Below are 23,735 nucleotides of genomic sequence, written 5' to 3'. Positions count from 1 at the left end.
GCGGCCCGGCCCCGGCGCAAGCACCCATTGCGCACGGTGTCGAGTCGGTGCGCATCTTGGCCCGGCACATTGCGCGAGTCCAGTGGCAGACGGTCGCGTGCGCGGGGGTAAATTGCGGCCGCCGGGGCTCCCGACCGGCCTCCCCGTCAGGACTCGCGGCCGGCGATGACGCTGGCGGCGGTGGCGAGGCTTTCCGGCGTGCCGATGTCGAGGAAGCGGGCCTTGGCGACATGGGCGTTCAGCGTGCCCGACGGCAGCTTTTCCAGCACGTCGCGTTCCAGCGATACCGCGCCCGCCGCGATGAAGCGGTCGAGGAAGGCGGCGGAGAACAGGTAGACGCCGGCGTTGATGGTGCCCGCCCCCGGCACCTTGTCCAGGAAACGGCGGACGCGGCTGTCCGGTCCGATCTCCACCCGCACGAAGCGGGAGGCGTCCTCCACCGTCACGCACAGGACCGACGCCTCGGCGCCGGACAGCCGGTGCGAGGCGATGAAGGCGCGCAGGTCGGCGTCGAGGAAGGTGTCGCCGTTCACCACCAGGATGGTGCTGCTGCGCAGTTCCTTGCGGACATAGCCCAGCGCCCCTGCGGTGCCGAGCGGGCGCGGTTCGATCTGGCAGACCACGTCGATGGTGCCGGCGGAATCGCCGCGGGCGAGCCATGCGGTCACCCGGTCGGCCAGATGGCCCAGGCACAGCACCACCCGGCGCGATCCGTAGGTCGACAGGTAATCCAGGAGATGGCCGAGGAAGGCACGGCCCGCGATCGGGGCCAGGACCTTCGGCGTGTCACCCAGAACGCCCCGGATGCGTGTGCCCAGCCCGCCGGCAAGCACCGCGACGTCTATGTTGGCAAGAGCGTCCTCAGACCGCACCGACCGTCCTTTCCCTTAAACCGCGCCCCGAAACCCTGTCCTGAACCCATCTGTCGCCGTCCGGCAGGAAGCAGCTTACGACGGCGCGGGCGCCGGGTCATCCACCCTGCGCGGCGCCCGGCGGCCCTAGTCGATAAAGGGGGCGCTCCGGAATCGCAATGCGGAATTGCGTGGGCCTCCCTCCTCCGATGGTCATGGGCGATGGTCATGGGCCCCCTTCGGCGAGACGCCGCAGGCGTTGCGCGACCGCCGCCAGGGTCACTCCATGGTCGCCGGCATGGCCGGTCAGCGCCATTGATGGGAACCAAGGCCGCACCGCCGTCCCCAGGGCCGACCAGTCGCCGGCCCCCGCGATCCGCCAGACCGGGATCCCGAGGGCGGCCGCCAGTTCGCCCACCGCAGTCGGGGCGGAGATCACGAGGTCGAGGCCGGACATGAGCGCCGCCACCCCCTCCAGATCCCGGCGCTGATCCAGATCGGGCCAATGGTGCAGCACGGTGCCGAAGCGGTGCAGGGCGTCCTCCCGCTCCGCCTCGTGCCCGTCATATTGCAGGCTGACGAAGGTCACGCCCGGCACGGCGAGGATCGGTCCCCACTGGTCGATCCGGCTGTATGCGCCGGCCCGGTCGGCCGTCATGCGGCTGCTTCGCCAGCAGATGCCGACCCGCAAGCCGGGGCCGAGGGCCGCCAGCCTGTCGCGCCATTCCGCCGCAAGCCGTGGATCGGCGGTGAAGAGTGGAGCGGTCGAGGGGAAATGCCGCAGGGCAGGCCGCAGCCGCGCGGCGATGCTGCCCATCGCGGCATGGCAGTCAGCGTCACGCGGGTCCGCGGTGGGTGCCCGCACCTCCGCACCCGGCAGGGCGCGGGCGAACAGGCCGGTCAGGCGCGGGTCGCATTCGACGATCAACCCGCCGGATTGGCGGAGCAGGTCGGGCAGCGCCGTGCCGAACATGATTTCGTCGCCCAGCCCCTGTTCGCCCCATACCAGCATGCGGCGGCCGGCCAGTGGCTCGCCCCTCCATTCCGGGATGGGGAAACGGCGGGGTACGGCATCGCCGGTGGCGAAGCGATGGGCGTAGTCGTTCCAGCCGCCGGTCAGGTCGCCCTCGGCCAAGCGCAGCAGGGCGCGGTTCATTCGGGCGTCTGCCCTGCCCGGCGTCAGCCGCAGGCACCGTTCGGTCCAGTCGCGGGCGAGCCGACGCTCTCCCCGCAACAGCAGCCCGTGGCCATGGTTGACCAACACCTCCGGTAGGTCGGGAGCGAGTGCCGATGCGCGTTGATGGGCGGTTACAGCATCGTCCCAGCGACCAAGGCCGGCCAGGGCCATGCCCAGGTTCGACCAGCCCTTGGCCGACGCCGGCGCGATCCGCAGGGACCGGCTAGACTGGCGAGCGGCCTCGGCGAAGCGCCCCTGCCCCTTCGATGCCGCGGCGGCCGTGATCAGCACCCCGGCAAGGCTGGGCGCCAGGACTGCCGCACGAATGCAAGCGTTTTCCGCCTCGGTAAAGCGTCGGGCGGCGAGCAGGGCTGCGGCGAGGTTGCCCCAGCTTTCCGCCTGCAACGGGCGCAGCCGCACGGCACGGCGGTGCAGCGTCACTGCCTCTGCCGCGGACGCACCGGTCTGGAGCGCCACGCCGAGGTTGCTTAGCGCTTGGGGAAAGGCCGGGTTCAGCGCCACCGCCCTCCGGTGCCATTGGATGCCGGCGTCGACGCGGCCAAGCCGGAGCAGAGTGAGACCGCCGTTGGTCCAGGCGGCCGGGTGGGTCGGAGCCGCAGCCACGGCCTCGCGGTGGAGGGCTTCGGCTTTGGAATATTGGCCCTGCCTGTGGAGAGCGACCGCCTGCGTCGCCAACGCCTCTCCCACCGCGGGTACCCTCTCCCCCCCGGGGAGAGGGCTGGGTGAGGGGGGCGCATGGCGTGACGTGGCCGATAATCGAGAAAGGGAACGCAATGCGCCAGCCATATCGGCCATCGTCGCCGACAGTGGTTCGCCCGGCCGGGGCTGGAAGAGGCGCATCGACGGATACCAGGGGCGGACCCCGGCCCCCAGCTGCGTCCAGTCGCGGGTGCCGAAACGCCAGACCGGGGTGCCGAGCGCGCCGGCCAGCTCGCCCACCGACATGGCCGGCGAAATGACGAGGTCCAGCCCGGCGATCAGGGCGGCAACGCCGTCGAAATCGTCCTTGCGGTCGAGGTCGTCCCAGCGGTGCAGCCGGATGCCGAAGCGCTGTTCGGCCTGCCGGACCTCCTCTTCCACCTCGCCATATTGCAGCACCACCCACTGGATGCCGGGCAGCGCGAACAGCGGCGCCCAGGCGTCCAGCGGTAGATAGGCGATGCTGCGCTCCGCCGTCATCATCTGGCTGCGCCAGCCGATGCCGATGCGCAATCCGGGGCCGAGCACCGCCAGACGTCCGCGCCAACGCTCCACCAACCCGGCGTTGGGCACCAGCCAGGAGGGGCGTGGCGGAAAATCGGCCAGCCGGCGGCGCAGGACACGGGGCAAGGAGCCCATCGGCACGTGGCGGTCATAGTCCGGGATCGCCATCGCCTCCCGCCCCTGCGCGTCCAGCGCCTCCGCCCGCACCCGCAGGGCCGGGAAGGAGCGGGCGAACAGCGGCACCAGCCGCTGGTCGACCTCCAGGATGGTGGAAACGGCGCGTCCGGCCAGTTCCGGGCAGAGGGCGGAGAACAGGATGGTGTCGCCCACCCCCTGCTCGCCCCAGATCATCAGGCGGCGGCCGGTCAGATCCTCCCCACGCCAAGACTGGGCGCGTGGCTGGCGCCCCTGCCCGACCTGTCCCGAGCCGAAGCGCCAGGCGTAACCGGGCCAGCCATGGTCGAGATCGCCGGCCTCCAGCCGCAGCAGGCCCTTGTTGAAGTGCGACAGCGACAGTTCGGGTCGCAGCGTCAGCGCCCGGTCATAGCAGCGCTCCGCCCCCGTGCCGTCGCCCAGCCGTTGCCGGGCCAGCCCCAGGTTGCTCCAGGCCTCGCCATAGGCGGGGTCCAGCGCCAGGGCACTGCGGTAGCAGTCGGCGGCGCCGGCATGGTCGTGCCGGCCTTGGCGCAGGTGGCCCAGATTGTTGCGGGCAGGCGCCTCCAGCGGGGCAAGTCGGATGGCGCGACGTTGCGACCGCTCGGCCTCGGCGAAACGCTCGGCGCCGCGCAGGGCGTTGCCCAGGTTGGTGTGGGTTTCCGGCAGGGTGGGACCGAGCGTCAATGCAACATGCCATGCCGCCCAGGCGTCAGACGTGCGGCCGGCGGCGTGGCGGGCATTGCCAAGATTGTTCCAGGCGCCGGCGAAGTCGGGCCGGTAGCGGATCGCCTCCCGGTGCAGGGCCTCCGCCTCGGCATGACGGCCCTGGGCGTTGCGGATGCTGCCGAGATTGTCCAGCGCATCGGCATGGTCGGGCTGAATGGCGGTGGCCGCATCGAAGCAGGTGGCCGCATCATCCAGTTGACCAAGCGCCTTAAGGCAGAGCCCTAGACCATTGAGAGAAAACGCATCGCGTGGATCGAGGCGCAGCGCGTCGGCGTAGCGCTCCGCCGCATCTTCCATGCGCCCGGCGGTGTGGAGCGCGGCGGCGAGGGCGGACAGCGTCGTCGGGTCGGAGGTTCCACCGCCTAGCGTCGTCGCCATTTGCAATGCGTCGGCGGCCTCCCTCTTGCGGCCGAGGTGCTGAAGGCTGACGGCCCGGTTGGTCCAGGGGCGCGGATCGCCGGGAAGCAGTTCCGCCGCGCGGGCATGTGCCGCCAATGCTTCTTCCGCCCGCCCGATCCCCTGTAGGGCGGCGCCAAGGTTCAGGTGGGCGTCGGCCAAATTGGGAGACAGCCGGGTGGCTTCGGCATAATGGGCGGCGGCCTCCGCCAACCGATCGAGCGCGGCCAGCACCAGCCCCAGATTGAAATGGGCGCCAACATGGGTGGGGGTGCGTTGGAGTGCACGACGTTGCGCCGATTCGGCTTCCCCCAGCCGGCCAAGCCGCTGCAGAACGATGCCCTGGTTGGCGTGGTAATCCGCCACCTCCGGCGCAAGTTCGACTGCTTTACTAATTAGGTCAATGGCTTGAACGTTGTCGTTGCGCTGGTGGTTTAGCACGCCCAGCAGGTGCAGGGCATCGGCGTGACGCGGTTCGGCATCCAAGACGCGTCGGTACAGGGGTTCGGCGGCGTCCAGAGCGCCGGCCTGATGATGGCGAAGCGCCTCGGCGAACCAATCTGAAACGCTCACAGATCACCTGCGGAAAGTCTGCTAAGCATCTGCACTGCCTTGGGAATGGTGCCGCCGATGCCGGCTGCCCCATCGGGATGGATGCAGCGCATGGTCGGGAACCAGGGACGCACCGCTGTGCCGAGCTGCGTCCAGTCGCGCCGTCCCAATCGCCAGACCGGCACGCCCAGCGCTGCCGCCATTTCCCCGGCGGAGGACGCGACGGTGATCGCCAGATCGAGGTTCGCCATCAGGGCGGCGGTGCCTTCCAGATCAGCGATCTGGTCAAGGTCGGGCCAGCGGTGGATATGCAGGCCGAAGCGCTCCTCGACGGCAGCGATCTCTTCCTCGCGTCCGTCATATTGAAGGCTGACGGCATGAATGCCGGGCAGGCGCAACAGGGAGGTCCACTCCTCCAGGTCGGTATAGGACTGGCGCCGTTCGGTGGTGATGCGCCGGCTTGTCCAGGCAATCCCGACCGTCAGGCCGGGGCCGAGCGCATCCAACCGCGACCGCCATGCCGCCACCCGCTCCGGATCCGGCTTCAGCCAGCCGGCGGGCGGAGATGGGACCGGTACGGTCCGCCACAGCAGGCGCGGAAGTGAGCCGAAGGGGAGATGGCAGTCGGCATCGGTCGGCCGCCGCGTCGGCGCGCGCACCGTGGTGCCGGGAAAGGAGCGCTGGAACAGCGAGACCAGCCGCGGTTCGCATTCGACGATGGCGTCGGGGAAACGCGACAGGGCTTCCGGTAGAAGGGAGCCGAACATGAACTCGTCACCCAACCCTTGTTCCGCCCACAGCAGCAGGCGGCGCCCGGCAAGCTCGTCCCCCTCCCATTCCGGGATGTTGAAGGGACGTCTCGGCCGCAGGCGTCCGGAGTCGAAGCGGACGGCGTAATCCTCCCACCCCTCGGCCAACCGGCCCTGCCGCAGGCGCAGGATGGCGCGGTTGAAGCGGGCGAGCGCCTGTGTGGGATCGGCATCCAGGGCGTTGGTGAATTCGCGCTCCGCGCCGGCATCGTCGCCCAGATCCTGAAGGGCGAGCGCCAGATTGGTATGGGCGGCGGCATAGCCGGGGCGCAGGTCCAACGCGCGGCGTTGCAACTCGACGGAGTCCACGGCCAGTCCCTGCAGGCGGCGGACGGTGCCCAGATTGGTCATCGCCTCCGCCATCTTCGGGTCGAGCCGTAGGGCGCGGGCGAAGGCATCGGCGGCGGGCTCGATGCGGTCGGCACCTTGCTGGGCGAGGCCGTAGGCGTTCCAGCCCTCGGCATCCGCCGGCTCCAGCGTCAGGTAAAGGCGGTAGGCCGGTTCCGCGTCATCGCAGCGGCGTTGCCGCGATCCGGCCAATGCCAGGGCCGCCGCGGCATGGTCCGGCCGGCGGGCCAGCACGACCCGCAACGCCGCCTCCCCTTCGTCGGCTTTCCCAAGGTCGAGCAGAGCGAGGCCCAAAGCGGCACGCGCTTCCGTCAGGGACGGATTGGCGGCGAGCGCGTGGCGCAGCAGCGGTTCCGCCTCCGCCGAGCGGCCAAGGCTGCGAAGCACCGCGCCCAGGTTGCCCTCCGCCTCCGCATATTCGGGGCGGGCGCGCAGGGCGGCACGGTAGGCCTCGGCGGCGTCGGCGGCCTTGCCTTGCGCATTGAGGGCGTTGCCCAGCGTATTGGCGGCCTCCGGGAACGGGCGGCGCAGGCGCAGGGCGTTGCGGGCGGCGCGTTCCGCCTCGGCGGAGCGGCCGAGCGCCTGGAGGGCGTAGGCGAGATTGGCGTGATAGTCGGGAACGTCGCGCTTGGCCGCCACCGCCTGCCCGATCAGGTCGGCGGCCTCGGCAAAGCGGCCAGTCTGGCAGGCGATCATGCCGAGCAGGTGAAGGGCGTCCGGCTGGCGCGGCTGGGCGGCGAGCGCCCGGCGGTAGAGGGCTTCGGCCTCGGTCAGTCTGCCGGACTGGTGCAACGGGACGGCCTGCCCGACCAGCGCCGCGGCGGTGGCGGCAGCGGCGTTGCCGGATTTGCGCTGGTTGCTCATGTCCCGTGCCGTTCCTGGTGGCTACGGGTAAGGGATAGCACGAATTGGGTGTGGTGGAAGGGGCATGGCGCTACGCTTGCCCCCTCCCTAACCCTCTCCCGCGAAGCGGGGGAGGGTCGGGGAGGGGGCAAGCGTAATCTGGACCCGACCTTACGCCACACCCACCGGCGGGGTCGGGGCGGCGTTGACCGGGTCGGCCAACTGGGCGTCGACCACGGCGACGGCGGTCATGTTGACCAGACCGCGGGTGGTGACCGATGGGGTGACGATGTGGACCGGCCGCTGGACGCCCAGCAGGATCGGACCGACATTCTGCGCCTCGCCCAGGATCTTCATCATGTTGAAGGCGATGTTGGCGGCGTCCAGCGTCGGCATCACCAGCAGGTTCGCCTCGCCCTTCAGGCGGCTGTCGGGCAGCAGCTCCTTGCGGATGGCGGGAGCCAGGGCGGCGTCGGCGTGCATCTCGCCGTCGATCTCGACATCCGGCATCTGCTCGGACGCCAGCTCCACCGCCGCACGCATCTTGCGGGCGGACGGGGTGTCGGCGCTGCCGAAGTTGGAGTGCGACAGCAGGGCCACCTTCGGCTCGATGCCGAAGCGCTTCACCTCGTCCGCCGCCAGCCGGGCGATCTCGGCCACCTGCTCGGCGGTCGGGTCGGGGTTGACGTAGGTGTCGGTGATGAAATGGACACCCTTCTGCGAGATCAGCGCGTTCATCGTCGCGGCGACCTTCACGCCGTCGCGCAGGCCGATCAGGCCGCAGATGTGCGCCCAATGCTCGTTGAAACGGCCGGTGGTGCCGCAGACCAGCGCGTCGGCCTCGCCGCGGCGGACCATCAGGGCGCCGAAGACGGTCGGCTGGGTCCGCACCACGTTGGCGGCATGGCTGGGGGACACGCCGCGGCGGCCCATCAGCTTGCGGTAATGTTCGCTGAAGTTGTGATAGCGCGGATCGCGGATGATCTCGATGACCTCGACGTCCTGGCCGATCTTCAGGCGCAGGCCCATCTCGCCGATCACCCGCTCGATCACCTCGCGGCGGCCGATCAGCACCGGATGGGCGATGCCGTCATCGACGACCACCTGGGCGCAGCGGATCACGCGCGGATCCTCGCCCTCGGCATAGACGACGCGCTTGGGCGCGGTCTTGGCCTTGGTGATGACCGGCTTCATGAACAGGCCGGAGCGGATTACGTACTGGTTCAGCTGGTCCTGATAGGCACGGAAATCGGCGATCGGCCGGGTGGCGACGCCGCTGTCCATGGCGGCCTTGGCGACCGCCGACGACACCTCGACGATCAGGCGGGGATCGAAGGGCTTGGGCAGGATGTAGTCCGGGCCGAAGCGCAGCGATTCACCGACATAGGCCGCCGCCACCACGTCCGACGGTTCGGCACGGGCGAGGTTGGCCATGGCGTGGGTCGCCGCGATCTTCATCTCCTCGTTCACCGTGGTGGCGCCGACGTCCAGCGCGCCGCGGAAGATGAAGGGGAAGCACAGGACGTTATTGACCTGATTGGGGAAGTCGGACCGGCCGGTGGCGATGATGGCGTCCGGACGGGCTTCACGGGCCAGATCGGGCATGATCTCCGGCTCCGGGTTGGCGAGCGCCAGGATCAGCGGCTTGTCGGCCATGCGGGCCAGCAGCTTCGGCTTCAGCACCTTGGCACCCGACAGGCCGAGGAAGATGTCGGCGCCGTCGATGACGTCGGACAGCGTGCGCGCCTCGGTGTCGTGCGCGTAGGCCTCCTTGTACTCGTTCATCTCCTCGTTGCGGCCCTTGTGGACCACGCCGATGCGGTCGACCAGCCAGACATTCTCCCGGCGGACGCCCAGCGACAGCATCAGGTCGAGGCAGGCGATGCCGGCGGCGCCGCCGCCGGTGGAGACCACCTTGACCTTCGAGATGTCCTTGCCGACCAGCGCCAGACCGTTCAGCACGGCCGCACCCACCACGATGGCGGTGCCGTGCTGGTCGTCGTGGAACACCGGGATCTTCATGCGCTCGCGGCAGCGGCGCTCGATCTCGAAACAGGCGGGGGCGGCGATGTCTTCCAGGTTGATGGCGCCGAAGGTCGGCTCCAGCCGGACGATGGTGTCGACCAGCGCGTCGACGTCATGCTCGTTCAGCTCGATGTCGAAGCAGTCGATGCCGGCGAACTTCTTGAAGAGGACGGCCTTGCCTTCCATCACCGGCTTGGCGGCATAGGGACCGATGTTGCCCAAGCCCAGCACGGCGGTGCCGTTGGTGACGACCGCCACCAGATTGGCCCGCGCCGTCAACTCCGCCGTCTTCGACGGATCCTCGGCGATGGCGGTGCAGGCATGGGCAACGCCCGGCGAATATGCCAGCGCCAGATCGCGCTGGTTGGCCATGGGCTTGGTCGCGACTACTGCCAGCTTACCGGGCCGCGGGTTGCGGTGATACTCAAGCGCCATCGCCTCAAAATCGCCGGACATCGGGTCTCTTCCTCCGGTTAACGTGATTTCAGTTAATTCTTTGTGTTCGCTTTACCTGATTGGCGGTTATAGCCCATTCGGGCTGCTGCGCCAACCGCCCCGCGAAACGGAAAGGGGACGATTCGAACCAAATCGAAGCGTCCCCCTTACCTTACAGGATCCTCATGGAGGCCGGATGGATCATCTTTGAAATTTCCAAATCCGGTCCTGCATGTGTGCCGCGCGTTCTTTGCGGATCATCAGATCCGGGCGAGCGCCGGCTCCTTGAAGTGCTGCTGGTATTCGGCGACCGCCTTGCTCTCGTCGAACTCGCCTTCCATCTTGGCGACGACGACGGTGGCGACGCCGTTGCCGATCAGGTTGGTCAGCGCGCGGGCTTCCGACATGAAGCGGTCGACGCCCAGCAGCAGGGCCAGCCCTTCGATCGGCAGGACGCCGGTGGCCGACAGGGTGGCGGCCAGCGTCACGAAGCCGCCGCCGGTGACCGCCGCCGCACCCTTGGAGGTCAGCATCAGGATGATGAGGATGTAGAGCTGCTGCCAGATCGTCAGATCGACGTTGAAAGCCTGGGCGATGAAGATCGCCGCCATCGACAGGTAGATCGAGGTGCCGTCGAGGTTGAAGGAATAGCCGGTGGGGATCACCAGACCGACGACATGCTTGGAGCAGCCGAACTTCTGCATCTTCTCCATCATGCGCGGCAGAACCGACTCCGAGGAGGAGGTGCCGAGCACGATCAGCAGTTCCTGGCGGATGTAGCGGATGAAGTTCCAGATGCTGAAGCCGTAGGCCTTGGCGATGCTGCCCAGCACGACGAAGATGAAGATCGCCATGGTGAGGTAGACCGACGCCATCAGTTGGCCCAGCGCCGTCAGCGACGAGATGCCGTACTTGCCGATGGTGAAGGACATGGCGCCGAAGGCACCGACCGGGGCGACGCGCATCAGGATGCCGATCACGCCGAACAGGGCATGGCCGATCTTGTCGAAGATGTCCTCGACCAGCTTGCCCTTCTGGCCCATGGCGGACAGGGCGACGCCGAACACCACGGCGAAGAACAGGATTTGCAGCATGTCGCCCTGGACGAAGGCGCCGACCACATTGTCGGGCACGATGCCGACGACGAAGTCGATGAAGCCGTGCTCGTGGGCGGAGGTGGCGTATTTCTGAACCGCGTCGGCCTTCAACTGGCCCGGCTGGATGTTCATGCCGGCGCCGGGGCGGACGAGGTTGACAATCAGCAGCCCGATGCCGAGCGCGAAGGTCGTCACCACCTCGAAATACAGCAGGGCCTTGCCGCCGACCTTGCCGACCTTCTTCAGATTGCCGATCGAGGAGATGCCGGTCACCACCGTCAGGAAGACGATCGGGCCGATCACCATCTTGACCATCTTGATGAACAGGTCGCCCAGCGGCTTCATCTGCACGGCGATGGCCGGGTAGAAGTGACCCAGCAGGATGCCAAGGCTGATGGCGGTCAGAACCTGGAAGGTCAGGTTGGTGTAGAAGGGCTTCTTCACCGTGCCCGACCGGACGGCGGTCGCGTCTGCGCTCATGCTACTCTCCTCGTGGCGTTCCTCAGAACGGCGTTCCTGGCGGGGTGCCCGTTCTTTCGTCCGGCATTTGCACCGGCTGGGCGGGCGGACCCCAACTGATTGCTCCTGAAAGCAAGCGGTGGGCCAATTGCTGAATCCTGCAACATCAAGCATTTGCCGAATGGCCGAGGGCGAGAATCCGCACGACAGGGGGTCCAGCGATGTGCGAAAATCCGCACACTTCACAGCGCTGCGGCATCAATGTTGCGGCGCAGCACGATCAGGGAAGACGTTGCTGAGCAATCCGACCGATCCGGCGACAGATTCGACCGCCCTTCCCTCCCCCGCCGCGACGTTCTCGCCGGCGACGCAGCTGGTCGCCCGGGCGCTGGAACGGCCGCGCCGGCTGCTGATGGTGGCGCTGCTGCTGGGCGTCCCGGCGGCGGCGGCATTGGCGGCGGGCTGGGCCTCGTCCCTGGCGCTGGACGATCTGAAGGAGAGCGCGCGGGCGCAGCTGGCGCTCTACAACGCCAACCTGCGGGCGGAGCTGGAGCGTCATGCCGCCGTTCCGCTGGCGCTGGCGCAGGATGACGAGGTGCGGGCCTTGCTGGTCAACCCGACACCGGCCGCTGTCGACCGGCTGAACCGCAAGCTGCAGGGCATTGCCCAGGCGTTGGATGCGCTGGCGCTTTACGTGATGGACGCCAAGGGAACGACGCTGGCGGCCAGCAACTGGAACAGCGCCGCCAGCTTCGTCGGCGAGAATTTCTCTTACCGTCCCTATTTCCGCATGGCGATGGACCAGGGGGAGGGGCACCATTTCGCGCTGGGCACCACCTCGCTGGTGCCGGGCTATTACACGGCGAACCGGGTGGTGGCGGAAAACCGCACAGTGGGGGCGGTGGTGCTGAAGCTGGGATTCGACCGGCTGGAGCGGGGCTGGACGCCGGGGCAGGAAAAGCTGCTGGTGACCGACCGCGATGGGGTGGTGTTCATCACCAACATGCCGTCCTGGCGCTATCACGCCCTGCCCCGCCGTCTGCCGATCAGTCTGCCCATCGTGCCGGAGGGCACCAGCGAGGGGCTGGACGTGCTGCCCTGGGCCTTCGGCGGCGCGTCCGACCGCATTGCGCTGGAGGAGAAGGACGGGGAGCGGCGCTATCTGCTGACCTCCGTCGCCATGCCCGGCGGCGATTGGACCCTGCACAGCCTGACCAGCCTCGATCCGGTGACCGCCCGCGCCTGGGTCGCCGGGCTTCTGGCCGCCGCCGCGGTGGCGATGGCCGCGCTCACCGCCTATGCCGTGGCGCTGCGGCGGGTGGCATTGGTCGAGCGGATCGCCCTACAGGAGGAATCGCGGGCGGAGCTGGAGCGCCGGGTCGCCGCTGCCACCGCCGACTTGCGCGCGGCGGAGAACGAGCTGACCCAGGCGGCCAAGCTGGCGGCGCTGGGCCAGATGTCGGCCGGCATCGCGCATGAGATCAACCAGCCGCTCGCCGCCATGCGCAGCTTCACCGACAACGCCGTGGTCCTGCTGGAGCGCGGGCGGATGGACGCCGTGCGCGGCAATCTGGCGGAGATCGCCGAGCTGACCGACCGCATGGCCGCGATCACCCGCCAGTTGAAGGGCTTTGCCCGCCGCGCCTCCGGCACGCTCGGGCCGGTGTCGGTGCAGGGCGCGGTGAGCCAGGCGCTGGCCCTGCTGGAATCCAAGCTGCGGCGCGAGGATATCTCGGTGGAGGTCGATCTGCCCGACCAGCCGGTCCGGGTCGTGGCGGAGGATGTGCGGCTGCAGCAAGTGCTGGTCAACCTGATCGGTAATGCGGCGGACGCCATGCGCGGCTGTCCGGTGCGCCGCCTGCGCATCGGGCTGGTCGCGGCGGAGGGCGAGGCGCTGCTGAGCGTCGCCGACACCGGCGGCGGCATCGCCGAGGCCGATCTGCCCCGGCTGTTCGTCCCCTTTTTCACCACCAAGGAAGCCGGCGAAGGTCTGGGGCTGGGGCTGTCGATCAGCCACGGCATCGTCGAGGATTTCGGTGGCAGCCTGACCGCCGCCAACCGCAACGGCAAACCGGGCCAAGGCGCCGTCTTCACCCTGCGGCTCACCACCACGGAGCAGACCACATGAGCCAGTCCATTCCCGAGACTGCCGGCGCCGTGCTGTTCGTGGACGACGAGCGGGCGGTGCGGCTGGCCGGGCAGCAGGCGCTGGAACTGGCGGGGTTCGAGGTGACGGCCTGCGACGGGGCAGAGCGGGCCTTGCGCCATCTCGGCCGCGACTGGCCGGGCTGCCTCGTCACCGACGTGCGCATGCCGCAGATGGACGGGCTGGCCCTGCTGGCGCGGGTGCGGGAGATCGACCCCGACCTGCCGGTCATCCTCATCACCGGCCATGGCGATGTGCCGATGGCGGTGGAGGCGATGCGCAACGGCGCCTACGACTTCCTGGAAAAGCCCTTTCCGTCTGACCGGCTGACCGAGATCGCCCGGCGCGCGGTGGAGAAGCGGCGGCTGGTGCTGGAGAACCGCCGGCTGCGGGCGCAGATTGCCGGTGCAACCGATCCGGCGGGGACCATCGTCGGCCGCACGCCGGGAATCGAGCGGCTGCGCGCCACCATCTCCGCGGTCGCCGACACCGACGCCGACGTTCTGGTGTTCGGCGAGACCGGCACCGGCAAGGAGATGGTCGCCCGTGCGCTGCACGCCGCCAGCGGCCGGCGCAAGAACCCCTTCGTCGCGCTGAATTGCGGCGCCATGCCGGAGACGATCTTCGAGAGCGAGTTGTTCGGCCACGAGGCCGGCGCCTTCACCGGGGCCGCCAAGCGCCGCATCGGCCGGATCGAGCATGCCGGCGGCGGCACCCTGTTCCTGGACGAGATCGAGAGCATGCCGCTGGCCCTGCAGGTCAAGCTACTGCGGGTGATCCAGGAGCGGGTGGTCGAGCCGCTGGGATCGAACGAGCAGGTGCCGGTCGACCTTCGCGTGGTCGCCGCCACCAAGGCGGATCTGCGGCGGGCGGCGGACGAGGGGAAATTCCGTGCCGATCTCTATTACCGGCTGAATGTGGTGGTGCTAACCATCCCGCCGCTGCGCGAACGCCGCGACGACATCCCGCTGCTGTTCCAGCATTTCGTCGCCCAGGCCGCCGCCCGCTACAACCGGGAACCGCGCGTCCCGAGCCGCGAGCAGATGCAGCGGCTGATGAGCCAGGACTGGCCCGGCAACGTCCGCGAACTGCGCAACGCCGCCGACCGCTTCGTGCTGGGGCTGGAGGATGTGGCCCCGGCGCCGGTGTCGGCACCGTCGGCGCTGTCGCTGGCCGAGCAGGTGGATCTGTTTGAGAAGGGCCTGATCCAGTCCGAACTCGCCCGCCACCGCGGCAGCGTGAAGGCCGCCATCGAGGCGCTGAACATCCCGCGCAAGACCTTCTACGACAAGCTGAAGCGCTATGGGCTGAGCCGGGAGGATTTCATCGACTAGTCACTTCTTTAGGCGGCTCCCCCCTCCCCCTCTTCCCCCATTCGTGCAGTTGACATCCGGTTCCGCTTGCCGGCCGCACGCGCGGTTCCCATGTGGCTTCAGGTGTCCGGCCGCCCTTTCCATGATTCGGGAAACCGGCCTTCGGACAGCTCGGCCGGGCGGACCTTTCCTTCGTTTCGGCTGTTGTACTGGAGACCACGCAGCACCGACGTCGAAGGGGACGGCCTTAGAATGTCACCGAGGATTAGCACCATGACCCCCCGTCTCCTTGCGGAGCTTCTGGAACCGATCCTGACCGCAGCGGAAGACGACGAAGAGGCCCTGTCCGAGGCCGTGAACCTGACCGCGGAGGCCATGGCGGCGCTGGGCGCCACCGTGCTCGATCCGGACGGGAAGCCGGCCCGCGGAGTGTCCGATGAACGGGCCGTCGTCGCCGCGCTGAACACCCACGCGCACAATCTGATGCGCGACGGCCGGCTAGACGACGTGGTCGAGGCCCTGCAGGTGGCCGAGCGGATCGGCCGTCTCGCCCATCTGCCGCACCACCCGCGGACCGTCTGACCACTCTTTCGGGAGAAGGGCGCGGTCGTTCGTGGAAGCGGCTTCGCGGGTGCGGGAATTTCTCCCCGCCGTGCTGTTTGAGCGACGTGCCACCCAGCGCTCAACAGGGGAGGAGCCCTCGTGCCCACCGCGCCGCAGCCACATGCCCAGCCGAATGTCTTAGCCAACCCGCTGGAAAGCGGGATTCTCTCCCGCCTCCAGGACGACCTGCTGCCGGACCATCTCCTGACCCGCCGCTGGTATGCGGCGAAGGACGCCGGCCGGCCGGTCGTGCGCATTATAGACGCCCTGCCGCTGCCGCTCGCCGGCGGATCGCAGGCCCAGCTCTGCCTGTTGCGGGTGGAGCCGCCGGGACGGGAACCGCAGCTCTACCAGCTTCCCCTGATCCTCGACCGCGGCACCGGCGAGGATGCGTCGGTGATCGCCGGGTCGAAGGACCTGCCGGTTCCGGGGCGCCTGCGCGACGGCTATGCCGATGACGGCGTGGTCCGTGCGCTGCTGGGCGCCATTCTGAAGCGTGATCCCGAACCCAGCGAAACCGCGCTGTCCGCCGGCCTGACCGCCGGCCACACCCGTGCCTGCGAGGCGCTGGCCGAACAGTTGCACGCCGACGCCCCGCTGCACCGGATGACCGCGGAACAGTCGAACACCTCCATTCGCGTCGGCGACGCCGCCATCCTGAAGGGTCTGCGCAAGCTGGAACCCGGCATGCACCCCGAATTGGAGGTCAGCCGCTTCCTGACCGAGGTGGCGCAGTTCCCCAACACGCCGGCCCTGCTGGGCTGGGTCGAGCGCTCCAACAGCTCCGGTTCCACCACGCTGTGCGTGATGCAGGAATTGGTGCCGGAGGCGAAGGACGCCTGGGGCCACGTCACCGGTTACCTGAACGACCGCGTCGCCCGCTTCGAGGATAGCGAGACGGCGCAGTCCGCCGATGCCGACAGCGTCGGCTTCCTGCGCCTGTTGGGGCAGCGGACGGCGGAGCTTCACCGGGCGCTCGCCACCCCCGGCGGCGGTGACGCCTTCACGCCCGAGCCGGCGACGGCGGAGCGGCTGAAGGAGTGGGCCGGCGGCGTGCGGACCCTGGCGAAGCGCGTGCTGGAGCGGCTGCGCGCCGCCGGGCAGACGCTGGACCCGGCGATTACCGCGCAGGCCAACGCGCTCGCCGCCAGCGAGGCGGCGGTGATGGCGCAGATCGACGCGCTGATCCCCGCCACCGCCGATCTCAGCGCCATGCGGCTGCATGGCGACTATCACCTGGGGCAGGTTCTGGTGTCGCGCGGCGACGTGCAGATCGTCGATTTCGAAGGTGAGCCGATGCGCCCGCTGGCCGAACGGCGGGCCAAGCACTGCATCCTGCGCGACGTCGCCGGCATGTTGCGCTCCATCGCCTATGCCGCCGCCATGGCGCGCGACGCGATGCCGGCCGGCCTCGACGGTCCGTCGCGCGATGCCCGCATCGCGTGGCTGTCCTGGTGGGAGGGGGCTGCGTCGGCCGCCTTCCTCGACGGCTACCGCACGGCCATCGGCGATTGCCCCGGCTTCCCGCGCGATCCGCATGCGGCCCCGGCCCTGCTGAAGCTGTTCCTGCTGGAAAAGGCGCTGTACGAGGTCGGGTACGAGCTTGCCAACCGGCCGGGCTGGGTGGCGATCCCGCTGGCCGGCGTCACCGCCATCATCCGCGCCGATGCCGGGCCGGAGATCGCCAGCCGCGACCGTGATCGCATCCCCCCGGTGGACGAGCGCCGCCGCAGCCATGCCATGCCCTTCGGCGCGGAGGTGCAGGCCGACGGGTCCGTCCGCTTCTCCCTGTGGGCGCCGACGGCGGCGTCCGTCCTGCTGTCGCTCGACGATGGCGGCCAGCCGGTCGGGATGGAAGACCAGGGAGACGGCTGGTTCAGCCTGACCACCGCGCGGGCGCAGGCGGGCAGCCGTTACCGCTTCGTCCTGCCGGACGGGCTGGCGGTGCCGGATCCGGCCTCCCGCTTCCAGCCGGACGACGTGCATGGGTCGTCGGAGGTGATCGACCCCGGCGTGCACGCCTGGACCGACGCCGCCTGGACCGGCCGCCCCTGGCACGAGACGGTGCTGTACGAGCTGCATGTCGGCACCTTCACCAAGGAAGGCACCTTCCTGTCGGCCATCGAGCGGCTGGACGATCTGGTCGAGCTGGGCGTCACCGCGATCGAGCTGATGCCGGTGGCGGACTTCCCCGGTACGCGCAACTGGGGCTATGACGGCGTGCTGCCCTTCGCGCCCGACAGCGCCTATGGCCGGCCGGAGGATCTGAAGACGCTGGTGCAGGAGGCGCATGCCCGCGGGCTGATGGTCTTCCTCGACGTCGTCTACAACCATTTCGGACCGGAGGGGAATTACCTCCACGCCTTCGCCGACAGCTTCTTCACCGACCGCCACAAGACCCCCTGGGGCGCGGCAATCAACGTCGACGGCGAGCGCAGCGGGCCGGTGCGCGACTTCTTCGTCCACAATGCGCTCTACTGGCTGGAGGAATATCACCTCGACGGCCTGCGGCTGGACGCGGTCCACGCCATCATCGACGACAGCGACCGCCACGTGCTGGAGGAACTGGCCGCGCGGGTGCACAGCCATTTCCAGAATCAGCGCCATGTCCATCTGGTGCTGGAGAACGACGCCAATCAGGCGCGTTTCCTGGCCCGCCACCGCGAGGGCGATCCGCGCTGGCACAGCGCCCAGTGGAACGACGATCTGCACCACTGCCTGCACAGCGCCGCGACCGGCGAGGATGGCGGCTATTACGCCGACTACGCCCACGACCCGGCCAAGTGGGGCCGCGCGCTGGCGGAGGGCTTCGCCTTCCAGGGCGACCCGTCGGCCTACCGGGATGGCGAGTTGCGCGGGGAGCCTTCGGCGCATCTGCCGCCGACCGCCTTCGTCACCTTCATTCAGAACCACGACCAGATCGGCAACCGGGCCTTCGGCGAACGCATCTCACACATCGCCAAGGCGGAAGCGGTGCGCGCCGCCACCATCCTCTATCTGCTGGGCCCCGGAATCCCCATGCTGTTCATGGGCGAGGAATGGGCGTCGGCCAAGCCCTTCCCCTTCTTTTGCGACTTCGGCGAGGAACTGGCCGAGGCCGTGCGCAAGGGCCGGGCGGAGGAGTTCGCCAAATTTCCCGAATTCCAGAATCCCGACGCCCGTGCCCGCATCCCCGACCCCACCGCGCCGGAGACCGCGGAATCGGCGAAGCTGGACTGGGACGTGCGTGGACAAGCGGAACATGCCGGTTGGCTCGACTGGTATCGGCGGGCGCTCGCAGTGCGCCGGGCGGAGATCGTCCCGCGGCTGGATGGGGTTCCCGGCGGTGCGTCGAGCCATAAGGCGGTCGGCAAAACCGGGCTGACCGTCTGCTGGAAGCTGGGCGACGGCAGCCGTCTGCATGCCTTCGCCAATCTCGCCGACACGCCGGCCGCCGGCTTCCCGGAGGCGTCGGGCCGCGTGCTCTGGACCGAAGGCGACGGGTTGACGGGCGACAGGCTCGGGCCCTGGTCGGTGGTGCTGTGGCTTGAGGAGGCCTCGGCGCTCGACCGGCTGGCCGACCGCATGGGGGTGGAACGCTCCTTCGACAATGCCGCCGGAGAAACCGTGACTGCCGGCGAGGAGACCATCCGCGCCCTGTTATCGGCGATGGGGGTGGAAGCGGGCGACGAGGCCGCCGCGCTGGCCCATCTCGACCGGCTGGACGAGGAGGAGTATGGCCGCGCCCTGCCTCCGGCGGTGGTCCGCCGCGCCGGGGCGGCGGTCACCGTGCCGGTCACCCTGCCCCACGGCACCCGGACCCTGCGCTATACCCTGACGCTGGAAAGCGGGGAGACGCAGAGCAGCGTCGTCGGCTTCGGCAGCCTGCCGCGTTGCCGCTGCATCACCGCCGGCGACGTTACCTATGCCGAGCGGCGCCTGCCGTTGGGCAAGTTGGCTGAGGCCGGCTACCACACGCTGCGGGTGGAGACGGAGCATGGCGTGGCGGAAACCCGCCTGATCCTGGCACCGGCCCGCTGCCATCTGCCGACGCGGATGCTGGTGGGGGAGAAGCTATGGGGGCTGTCGGCGCAGCTCTACACCCTGCGCAGCGACCATGACTGGGGCATCGGTGATTTCGGCGATCTGCGAACGCTGGCCGACATCGCGGCGGCGCGCGGGGCGGCGGTGATCGGGCTGAACCCGCTGCACGCCATGTTCCTCGACAATCCGGACCATGCCAGCCCCTATTCCCCAGCCAGCCGGCTGTTCCTCAACCCGCTCTACATCGACGTCACCGCCGTGCCGGAGTTCCTGGACGACGCCGACATGCGCCGCCAAGTGGCCTCGCCCGAGTTCCGGCAGGCGCTGGAGGCGGCGCGCTCCACCTCCCACGTCGATTACGCCGCGGTCGCCAAGCTGAAGCTGCCGATCCTCGAAAAGCTCTTCGCCGATTTCCAGACTTCGGCCAAGCCGGAACGCCGCGCCGCCTTCGACGCCTTCTGGACCGAAAGCGGCATCGGGCTGGAGCGGTTCGCCACCTTCCAGGCGTTGCGGGAACGCTTCGCGCAAGAGGGCAAGGCTGACTGGCACCAATGGCCGGCAGAGTACCACGACGCCACCGCACCGGCGGTGGAGCGGTTCGCCAAGGAGCATTCCGATCGCGTTGCTTATTTCGCTTGGCTGCAATGGCTGGCCGACGATCAGCTGCGCGTGGCGGCGGAGCGGGCGACCGAACTCGGCATGACCATCGGTTTCTACCGCGACCTTGCGGTCGGGGCCGATGCCAGCGGGGCGGAGACCTGGATGACGCCGCAGACGGTGGTGGACGCCGCCCATGTCGGCGCCCCGCCCGACCTGTTCAACCCGGCCGGCCAGGATTGGGGGTTGCCGCCCTTCCATCCGCAGGCGTTGCGGGCGGCCGGCTATCAGCCCTTCATCGATCTGGTCCGCGCCAACATGCGGCATGCCGGCGCGCTGCGCATCGACCACGCCATGGCATTGCAGCATGTCTACTGGATCCCCGATGGCCACCCGCCGGGCGAGGGCGCCTATGTCGCCTATCCGATGGAGGATCTGCTGGGCATTCTGGCGCTGGAAAGCCAGCGGCACCGCTGTCTGGTGGTCGGCGAGGATCTGGGCACCGTGCCGGAGGGCTTCCGCGAGCGGATGACCGAGGCCGGGGTGCTGAGCTACCGCGTCGTCTTCTTCGAATGGACGGAGGATGGCGCCTTCAAGGGGCCGGACGAGTATCCCGAACTGGCGCTCGCCACCGTCGGCAGCCACGACCTCGCTACGCTGCGCGGCTGGTGGGAGGGCGACGACATCGTGCTGAAGGCCGAGAAGGGCCTCTATCCGGCGGAGGACGAGGCGGAAAAGCAGCAGGCCCGCCGCTCCGCCGACCGCAACGCCCTGGTCGATGCCCTGCGCGCCGCCGACATCGCCCTGCCCGCCGGCTTCGGACCCGACAGCCCCTATGACGAGGCGCTGGACCATGCGGTGCATGCCTTCCTCGCCCGCACCAATGCGGCGCTGGCGGTGGCGCAGCTGGACGACCTGACCCGCGAGCGCGATCAGGTCAATCTGCCGGGCACCACCGACCAATACCCCAACTGGCGCCGCAAGCTGTCGATGACGCTGGAGGAACTGGCCGATGCGCCGGAGCCGGCGGCGGTCGCCGACATCCTGGCCGCAGCCCGCCCCTCCTCTTCCCCCGTCCGCCGCTAACTAAAAAACGCCCTTCCCTACTCCGAGGAGCACACACCCATGGCCCCCGCCGCCGGCAAGCCCATCCCTCGTGCGACGTACCGGGTCCAATTGAATGGCGAATTCGGATTCGACCGCACCGCCGCCATCGCCGATTACATCGCCCGCCTGGGCGTCAGCCATCTCTATGCCTCCCCCTACATGAAGGCGCGGCCGGGCAGCACCCACGGCTATGACATCGTCAATCACAATGAGCTGAACCCGGAGGTCGGCGACCAGAACGACTTCCGCGATCTGGTGGAGGCGCTGAAGCGCAACAACCTGGGCCAGATCCTGGACTTCGTCCCCAACCACATGGGTGTCGGCGGCAGCGACAACGAATGGTGGTTGAATGTTCTGGAGTGGGGTCCGGATAGCCCGTATGCCGGGTATTTCGACATCGAATGGGAGTCCGACTACCGCTATCTCCAGGGCAAGGTCCTGGTACCGTTCCTGGGCGACCAGTATGGCGCGGTGCTGGTGTCGGGCGGGCTGGAGCTTCGCTTCGATCCGGAGACCGGCAGCTTCGCCGTCTGGGCCTATGGCAGCCACAAGCTGCCGGTGCGGCCGCAGGATTACGGCACCATCCTGGGCAGCGACCACCCGGATCTGGAGCGGATCGCCGACGCCTTCACCCATCTGATGGATGCCCGCCCCCACCAGCTTCGCCGCGCCTCCGACCTGAAGGCGGAACTGGCGGGGCTGGTGGCGACCCGGCCCGACATGGCCGATGCGATCAACCAGCGGCTTGCGGTGTTCCGCGGCTATCAGGGGGAGATCGATACCTGGGGCCATCTGCATGAGCTGATCGCCGCCCAGAACTGGCGCGTCGCCTATTTCAAGGTGGCGGCCGACGACATCAACTATCGCCGCTTCTTCAACATCAACGAGCTGGCCGGCCTGCGCATGGACGAGCCGGAGTTGTTCGACGTCGCCCACCGCATGGTGCTGGGGATGGTGGCGGACGGCACACTCGACGGCATCCGCATCGACCACATCGACGGGCTGATCGACCCCAAGGGCTATTGCGAGCGGCTGGTCGCGGCCTCCCCAAAGCCCTTCTATCTGGTGGTGGAGAAGATCCTCGCCCGGCATGAGCGGCTGCGCGAGGACTGGCCGATCGACGGCACCACCGGCTACGAATATGCCAATCTGATGGGCGGACTGTTCGTCGATCCGAAGGCGGAGGAGGCCTTCACCCGTCTCTATGCCGACTTCATCGGCCGGCGCGACGATTTCGATGAGGTGGTGCGCCAGTGCAAGATCCGCATCATGGAAAGCGAGATGGCGAGCGAGTTGAACGTGCTGTCGCGCAAGGCGTCGCGCATCGCCCGTTCCAACCCTGCCACCGCCGACTTCACCGCCAACATCCTGCATCAGGCGCTGAAGGAGACGATTGCCCGCTTCCCCGTCTATCGCACCTATGTCGACGGCAGTGTGCCGAGCGACATCGACCGCCGCGACATCGACTGGGCGATTTCCCAGGCGCGGCGGGTGGAACAGGGGCCGGACGGCTCGGTCTATGATTTCCTGCAGCGGCTGCTGACCACCGATCTGGTGGCGGCTCCCAAGAGCGGCTACAGCCATCAGCAGGTCACGCGCTTCGCCATGCGGTTCCAGCAGTACAGCGGGCCGGTGATGGCGAAGGGGCTGGAGGACACCGCCTTCTACCGCTACAACCGGCTGGTGGCGCTGAACGAGGTGGGCGGCCATCCAGACCATTTCGGCGTCAGCATCTCCGCCTTCCACCGTGCCAACCAAGACCGCGCCCGCAACTGGCCGAACAACATGCTGGCCAGCACCACCCACGACACCAAGCGCGGCGAGGACACCCGCGCCCGGCTCTATGCCCTGTCGGAGATGCCGGAGGAATGGGAGCGGCAGGTGCAGACCTGGAGCCGTCTCCTGCGCGCCCGCCGCGGCGACGTGGAGGGCACCGCCCCGCCCGACCGCAACGATGAGTACCTGTTCTATCAACTGCTGCTCGGTGCTTGGCCGGCGGAGCTGACCGGTGCCTCGGTCGAGCAGATCGACCAGTCGGCGATGACCGCCTTTGCCGAGCGCATCGTCGGCGCCATGACCAAATCGATGCGCGAGGCCAAGCTGCATTCGACCTGGGCCGCGCCGAACGAGGCCTATGAAGGAGCGGTCGTCAGCTTCATCCATGATGCGCTGGACGTGACCCGCCGCAACGCCTTCCTTGAGGCCTTCCTTCCCTTCCAGGCGGCGCTGGCGCGCATCGGTATGGTCAATGGTCTGTCCCAGGCCCTGCTGAAGCTGACCAGCCCCGGCGTGCCCGACATCTATCAGGGCTGCGAGCTGTGGAACCTCAGCCTCGTCGATCCCGACAACCGGCGGCCGGTGGATTACGACGCCCGCCGTAGGCTGCTGGACGAGGTCGAAGAGGCGGTGGAGCGCGGCGCCGTGCCCGGTTTGCTGGAGCGCTGGACCGATGGTGCGGTGAAGCTGGCGGTGACCCGGCAGGCCCTGGCGGTCCGTGCGGAGATGCCGGAGGTCTTCAGCGCCGGCGAGTATCTGCCGCTGGAGGCGACCGGCGACCGTGCCGACCATGTGGTGGCCTATGCCCGCCGCAGCGGCGACGCTACGGTGCTGGTGGCGGTACCGCGACTGGTCGGGCAGTTGGGCGAAAGCCCGGATTGGGGAAACACCGCCATCCCGTTACCGCGCGGCACCCGCTGGCGCAACCGGCTGACCGGGGCAGAGGTAGAGGGCGGCGACGCGGTGATGGCAGCAACGCTGTTCGCCGATCTGCCGGTGGCCCTGCTGTCGCAGGAAGGCTGACGCCGACACCGAGAGGAACGGGCGCGCGAGTGATCGCGCGCCCTTCCGT

At 68.9% G+C, this 23,735-nt stretch carries 10 protein-coding genes; 5 read left to right on the top strand and 5 right to left on the bottom strand.

Going from position 1 to position 23,735, the window contains the following annotated elements:
• Nucleotides 1-146 precede the first annotated feature (146 nt).
• The 5 genes from M5E06_RS19635 to M5E06_RS19615 all read right to left on the bottom strand — a co-directional run bounded on the left by M5E06_RS19635 (nt 147) and on the right by M5E06_RS19615 (nt 11,119).
• Nucleotides 147-872: a nucleotidyltransferase family protein gene (locus M5E06_RS19635; RefSeq protein WP_109156121.1), complete on the bottom strand. Its 726-nt coding sequence runs from the start codon at nt 870-872 to the stop codon at nt 147-149.
• 205 nt (nt 873-1,077) lie between these two features.
• Nucleotides 1,078-5,103 (bottom strand): tetratricopeptide repeat protein, encoded by a 4,026-nt coding sequence (locus M5E06_RS35885; protein WP_252139639.1) that lies wholly within the window; start codon nt 5,101-5,103, stop codon nt 1,078-1,080.
• Entirely contained in the window at nt 5,100-7,103 is a 2,004-nt protein-coding gene (locus tag M5E06_RS19625) for a tetratricopeptide repeat protein (protein ID WP_252139638.1), read from the bottom strand. Before M5E06_RS19625 ends, M5E06_RS35885 begins: the two co-directional genes overlap by 4 nt.
• A gap of 150 nt (nt 7,104-7,253) precedes the next feature.
• The gene (locus M5E06_RS19620) at nt 7,254-9,563 is read right to left on the bottom strand and encodes an NADP-dependent malic enzyme (RefSeq protein WP_252139637.1); all 2,310 of its coding nucleotides are present in this window, start codon (nt 9,561-9,563) and stop codon (nt 7,254-7,256) included.
• 239 nt (nt 9,564-9,802) lie between these two features.
• Nucleotides 9,803-11,119 (bottom strand): dicarboxylate/amino acid:cation symporter, encoded by a 1,317-nt coding sequence (locus tag M5E06_RS19615; protein WP_252139636.1) that lies wholly within the window; start codon nt 11,117-11,119, stop codon nt 9,803-9,805.
• A 271-nt stretch (nt 11,120-11,390) separates the two neighbouring features.
• On the opposite strand from M5E06_RS19615, the gene M5E06_RS35600 reads away from it, so the two are divergent.
• The 5 genes from M5E06_RS35600 to treY all read left to right on the top strand — a co-directional run bounded on the left by M5E06_RS35600 (nt 11,391) and on the right by treY (nt 23,686).
• On the top strand, nt 11,391-13,226 hold the full coding sequence (locus tag M5E06_RS35600) for a sensor histidine kinase (protein ID WP_286208872.1): 1,836 nt from the start codon (nt 11,391-11,393) through the stop codon (nt 13,224-13,226).
• Complete coding sequence (locus tag M5E06_RS19605; RefSeq protein ID WP_252139635.1) at nt 13,223-14,578, top strand: sigma-54-dependent transcriptional regulator; 1,356 nt, start codon at nt 13,223-13,225, stop codon at nt 14,576-14,578. The genes M5E06_RS35600 and M5E06_RS19605 overlap by 4 nt, the downstream gene beginning before the upstream one ends.
• A 252-nt stretch (nt 14,579-14,830) precedes the next feature.
• The gene (locus M5E06_RS19600) at nt 14,831-15,139 is read left to right on the top strand and encodes a hypothetical protein (RefSeq protein WP_085083633.1); all 309 of its coding nucleotides are present in this window, start codon (nt 14,831-14,833) and stop codon (nt 15,137-15,139) included.
• A gap of 120 nt (nt 15,140-15,259) precedes the next feature.
• The gene (gene treZ, locus M5E06_RS19595) at nt 15,260-20,866 is read left to right on the top strand and encodes a malto-oligosyltrehalose trehalohydrolase (RefSeq protein WP_252139634.1); all 5,607 of its coding nucleotides are present in this window, start codon (nt 15,260-15,262) and stop codon (nt 20,864-20,866) included.
• A 39-nt stretch (nt 20,867-20,905) separates the two neighbouring features.
• The gene (gene treY / locus M5E06_RS19590) at nt 20,906-23,686 is read left to right on the top strand and encodes a malto-oligosyltrehalose synthase (protein WP_252139633.1); all 2,781 of its coding nucleotides are present in this window, start codon (nt 20,906-20,908) and stop codon (nt 23,684-23,686) included.
• The last annotated feature ends 49 nt before the right edge of the window (nt 23,687-23,735 follow it).

This window comes from Azospirillum sp. A1-3, assembly GCF_023806445.1.
Lineage (GTDB): Bacteria > Pseudomonadota > Alphaproteobacteria > Azospirillales > Azospirillaceae > Azospirillum.
The sequence above is the reverse complement of the archived record's forward strand: the minus strand, read 5'-3'. Positions and strand labels throughout refer to the sequence as shown.